The sequence below is a fragment of the Streptomyces sp. NPDC005899 genome, from assembly GCF_040629645.1.
Taxonomy (GTDB): Bacteria; Actinomycetota; Actinomycetes; order Streptomycetales; family Streptomycetaceae; genus Streptomyces.
Genome location: NZ_JBEXWB010000531.1, coordinates 1 through 3,034 on the forward strand (window position 1 = coordinate 1; position 3,034 = coordinate 3,034).

Consider the following 3,034-nt stretch of genomic DNA (forward strand, 5'->3'; position numbering starts at 1 on the left):
CCCCTTCCGCGCCTCGACCGCACCGCCGGCCCGCGTCCGACGACGCGGGGCGGCTTTGCGCTACACGTTGCCGTGGTGTTGCAGCTTCATGGCCACCCGCGCTCCGCGCTTCCGCGGCGGCGCTGCCAGGCTCTACGGTCTCTGACCAGGTCCCGCGGCCGCGACCGTCCGGGCCCGCCCGTCCGTGCGCCCCGGTCACCGCCTGGACGACCTGAGCGATGTCATCACCCGGATGACGTGAGGCACACCGAGGCGCGCGACCATGGACAGGGGGCGGCCACCGGGCCCGTAGCCGTACCTCTTCTCCCTGGAGCGATCATGACGCCCGCATCGCCGTCCGAAGGCGCGTACGACCGGATACGTCTGCGCCAGTTGCGCCGCGGTCTCGCGAGGCCGGCCGGGATAGATCGCCGCTCCCTGCTGAGGCTGGCCGCCGCGGCGTCCGTGGCCGCGCCCCTGCTGCCGGCCGCCGCCCCGTCCGCGCACGCGGTGACGGCACCGGGAGGGGTGGTGAAGCCGCTGCCACCGGAGCTGTTCACCGTGCGCGGCACCAACGCCGAGACGAACTTCGCGGCGCTGCGGGACACGGGGCTGCTCACCCCCGCCGACCGCTTCTTCGTGCGCAACCACACAGGGACACCTCGCGTCGACGCCTCCGACTGGAAGCTGACGGTGTGGGGCGACGGGCTGACCGGCGGGCCGGTCGACTTCTCGTACGAGGCGCTGCGGGCCCTGCCGTCCGTCAGCCGCACGGCGTTCGTCGAGTGCGCGGGCAACGGCCGCAGCTTCTTCGCCTCCCAGCAGGGCGAGCAGGTGAGCGGCACCGCGTGGACGCTGGGCGCCATCGGTACGGCCCGGTGGCGCGGGGTGCGGCTGGCCGAGGTGCTGCGCCGGGCCGGGATCGGTGCGAACGCGGTCGACGTGCTGCCGCGCGGCCTGGACGCCGAGGTCGTCAGCGACGGTGTCCCGCTGGGCCGGGTGCGCAGGCCGCTGCCGGTCGCGAAGGCCCTGGACGACGTGCTCCTCGCCTACGAGATGAACGGCGAACCGCTGCCGCCCGACCACGGCCACCCGGTGCGGCTGATCGTCCCGTCATGGGTCGGCATCGCGAACATCAAGTGGGTGGGCGACATCGAGGTGAGCGCCGAGCCGCTGCTGACCCCGTGGAACACGGGCATGTACCGCCTCTTCGGCCCGGGTCACCCGCCCGAGGGCAGTGCCCCGCTGTCCCGGCAGACCCTGAAGAGCGCGTTCGAACTCACCCCCGGTGCCACGTTCGCCGCCCACCGCAGGCACCTGCTCACCGGCCGCTCCTGGTCGGGCGGAGCGCCGGTGCGCGCGGTGGACGTCAGCACCGACGGCGGCGTCCGGTGGCGTCCCGCCCGGCTGCGTGACGAGCCCCGGCCTGGCAGCTGGGTCCGCTGGTCGGCCGACTGGGTGCCCAGGGCCCCGGGCCCCGGCGTGCTGCTCGCACGGGCGACGGACCGCTCGGGCCGTACCCAGCCGGAGACCACCGCGTGGAACACGCAGGGCTACCTCTTCGACGCGGTGGTGCGGCACCCCGTCACGGTCGTGTGACCCGGCGCCGGCCCGCACCGGACGCGGCCCCGTGCGCGCCGCCCGGGTGTTCCGTCCGGTGCCCGGTGCGCTCCGGCGGTCAGCCGGCCGCCGCCGGGCGCGCCCCTTCGGAGCGCTCGGCGCGGCCCGCCCAGTAAGTGGCGATCATGTCCTCACCGCCGTGTCCGGCCGCCTCCGCCCGGACGAACCGCTCGGCGGAGGCGGCCACGAGGTCCAGGGTGACCCCGGACGTCTCGGCCGCGTCGAGGATCAGCCGGGCGTCCTTGAGCGCGGTGGAGAGCGCGAAGCTCGGGGTGAGGTCACCGGTCAGCACCGCCGACGACTTGGCGTGCAGGTAGGGCGTGTCCAGCGGTCCGCCCGCCATCGCCTCGAGGAAGACGCGCGGGTCGACGCCGAGCCCCTCGGCGAGGTTGAGGCACTCGGCCACGCTGTTGACCAGGTTGATCACCCAGGTGTTGGCGACCAGCTTCAGCCGGGTGGCCGCTCCGGGCTCCTCACCGACCCAGACGGTGCGCTGCCCGATCGCCTCCAGCACGGGCAGGACGGCCGTGCGGGCTGTGGAGGGGCCTGAGACGAACACCGTGAGCGTGCCCTGCTCGGCCGGCTGCCGGGTGCCGGAGACCGGGGCGTCGAGGTAGACGAGTCCGAGGTCCGCGGCCCGCAGGGCGAGGTCGGCCGTGGCGTCGAGCCCTACCGTGGCGCTCTGCAGCCACACCTGGCCCGGCCGCAGGCCGGGGGCGGCGGCGGTGAGGGTCCTGGCCACGGACGGGCCGTCGTCGAGCGCGGTGAGGATGACGTCGGCGCCGAGCACCGCCTCGTGTGCCGTGTCCACGACGGCCGCACCGGCGGTGGCCAGAGGAGCGGCCTTCGCCCGGGTGCGGTTCCAGGCCCGGACGGGAAGGCCGGCCCTCAGCAGGCTCCGCGCCATCCCCGACCCCATGATCCCGGTACCGAGGACGGCGACGGCCGGGCGGCCGGGGGTGGCCGCGGTGGAGGCGGTGGTCATGGCGGGGTTCCCTTCGTCGGCGGGCCGGCGGACAACGGCGCCGGAGTGGGTCCGGGCGCGCCGTGGCACGGGCGGCTCTCGGCGGCCCGCCCGGGTCAAGACTGCCGCAGCGCACCGTCGAGCACCGCCCGGTGCACCGCCCTGGCGAGTCGCGACCCCCAGCGCGAGCGGGGTCCGGCGAACGGTTCGCCGGGTCCCGGACCGGGCACGGCGACGCAGACCGCGTCCGTGGGGGTGCCTGAGCAGTCGAGTCCGGCGTCCAGGAGGGCCTGCACCTTGGCCTCCGTGGCGGTCGCCACCGCGTTGACCAGTGCGGCGTCGGTGAGGGCGACGGGCAGGGTGACGACGATGTTGACGGTGCCCGGGGGCGACGGGCCGTCGGTGCCCCCGCCGGGGGCGGCGGCCCAGCCCCGGACGCCGAGCCCGCTCGTGACGGTGGCGGTCACGCCG

3 protein-coding genes are annotated in these 3,034 nt (G+C 75.8%); 1 reads left to right on the forward strand and 2 read right to left on the reverse strand.

Annotation, left to right across the window (positions count from 1 at the left end; translation table 11 throughout):
- The first annotated feature begins 318 nt into the window (after positions 1-318).
- Positions 319-1,578 carry a sulfite oxidase gene (locus ABZ371_RS30975; protein ID WP_358685910.1) on the forward strand — a complete coding sequence of 420 codons (1,260 nt, stop codon included), beginning with the start codon at positions 319-321 and terminating at the stop codon, positions 1,576-1,578.
- A 79-nt stretch (positions 1,579-1,657) separates the two neighbouring features.
- Here the strand turns inward: ABZ371_RS30975 and ABZ371_RS30980 are convergent, their stop codons facing one another.
- Both ABZ371_RS30980 and ABZ371_RS30985 read right to left on the reverse strand, forming a co-directional pair.
- The gene (locus ABZ371_RS30980; RefSeq protein ID WP_358685912.1) at positions 1,658-2,584 is read right to left on the reverse strand and encodes an NAD(P)-dependent oxidoreductase; all 927 of its coding nucleotides are present in this window, start codon (positions 2,582-2,584) and stop codon (positions 1,658-1,660) included.
- Between the two features lie 95 nt (positions 2,585-2,679).
- A partial coding sequence (locus tag ABZ371_RS30985) for an adenosylcobinamide amidohydrolase (RefSeq protein WP_358685915.1) occupies positions 2,680-3,034 on the reverse strand: 355 nt, incomplete at its 5' end.